The 1,332-nt window shown below is 54.4% G+C and carries 2 protein-coding genes; one reads left to right on the top strand and one right to left on the bottom strand.

The annotated features are described in order from the left end of the window. Positions 1 to 1,088, bottom strand: a 1,088-nt coding sequence (locus tag CRJ00_RS18055; protein WP_099368126.1) for an IS110 family transposase, incomplete at its 3' end; no start/stop codon positions are given. Between CRJ00_RS18055 and CRJ00_RS18060 the strand changes: the two genes are divergently transcribed. After that, the gene (locus CRJ00_RS18060) at positions 1,087 to 1,266 is read left to right on the top strand and encodes a hypothetical protein (RefSeq protein ID WP_099367263.1); all 180 of its coding nucleotides are present in this window, start codon (positions 1,087 to 1,089) and stop codon (positions 1,264 to 1,266) included. The two genes, CRJ00_RS18055 and CRJ00_RS18060, sit on opposite strands and share 2 nt — an antisense overlap. The last annotated feature ends 66 nt before the right edge of the window (positions 1,267 to 1,332 follow it).

The raw sequence follows: 1,332 nt of genomic DNA on the forward strand, positions 1-1,332 counted from the left end.
CGTCCGAATTCCCCGATCGCTATTTTCTTGCTCTGTAGGAGTCCCTGTGCAATGACCCGGAATATCTGTCCGGTCAGCGGTTTCCCCTTCCGCTTGACCCTTCTGCTACTTGTGCCCGAGCTGTTCTGCCCCGGAGATAGCCCCAGCCAACTTGTGAAATGCTTCTCCGTGGCCCATCGTTCCAGATCGTTTCCCGTCTCGCTGTAGATCTGCATCCAGGTATAGTCCGTGATCCCGGGCAATATGGTGGCATCCCTGCCCTGGAAGAGGTCCAGCAGATGGGCGCCAAGGTCCCTGATGTCCGGCCTGTTGTGCCGGATCGGTTTCCTGGGCCCTGACTGGGACCCTTTGCCGCCATCGCCGCCCTTCTGCAGCAGGGCTTCCAGCTTATGGTCACATTCGGCAATCTGCTTCATGTAGAACAGATAGGCCTCATGGGCGATCCTTAGGGCGAACACACCCCTTTCCGTATAGAAACCCTCCAGGGCGGCAAGGATCTCCTGGGACTTGGTCCTGCGCAGCCTGGTATGGCATAGGGACAGCAGGACACCAGGATCGCGCTCGCCCGACAGTATTGCACCGATGACGGCCATACCGCTTGCTCCATGGATCTGGCTCAGTACCTCGGGAAGCCTGATGTTCATTTCCACCAGGGCCTTCTGCATGTGGTTGACATGCATGGCGGCGTTCCGCAGCAGGTCCTCCCTCAGCCTCAGGTAGCTGCGGATCTCCTTTTGGTCCCCTTCGGCCACAAAGCAGCGGTTCAGGAGTCCATAGCTGTGCAGCTGCTGGATCCATTGACAGTCCTTTACATCGGTCTTCCGTCCGGGGACCTGTTTGGTCTGGCGACCGTCGACCAGCCAGACGTCAAGCCCTCCGGCGTGGAGGATATCGTAAAGGATGAACCAATAGGAACCCGTGGCCTCCATCGCAACGGTGTCCACACCATGGGAGAGCAGATAGTCCAGGGCTTCGCGAAAGTTACGGGTAAAAGTGGCGAAGGAAACGACCTCCTGCCCCTGGACGGAGATGAAGATTCTGCGTGAACCGATATCGATCCCCGCAGCATGATCGTGAATGATTTTCATGGCACATCAATTAAAATGTGAAACCATTAAGCCCATAGAGGAAAAATACACGGCAGGCTACCATACGGACAATCTAAAAGATGTACCAAACTCCAATGCCTCAATCTATGGAACCAAGCTCAGGGACAGGCAAGATGCACTATACGATAGTCCGGTCAAACTGCAGAATGGTCAATGAACTAAGTTACTAAATGTCATCACCTTCCGATAAATTTAGTTCAAATTTTTAATTCTCAGGATGACA

This window comes from Sphingobacterium sp. 1.A.4 (assembly GCF_002734245.1).
Classification (GTDB): Bacteria; Bacteroidota; Bacteroidia; order Sphingobacteriales; family Sphingobacteriaceae; genus Sphingobacterium; species Sphingobacterium tenebrionis.

Excerpts from the sequence above, each read along its gene's own strand:
- CRJ00_RS18060 (WP_099367263.1), top strand. The coding sequence starts at position 1,087 with ATGGCACATCAATTAAAATGTGAAACCATTAAGCCCATAGAGGAAAAA.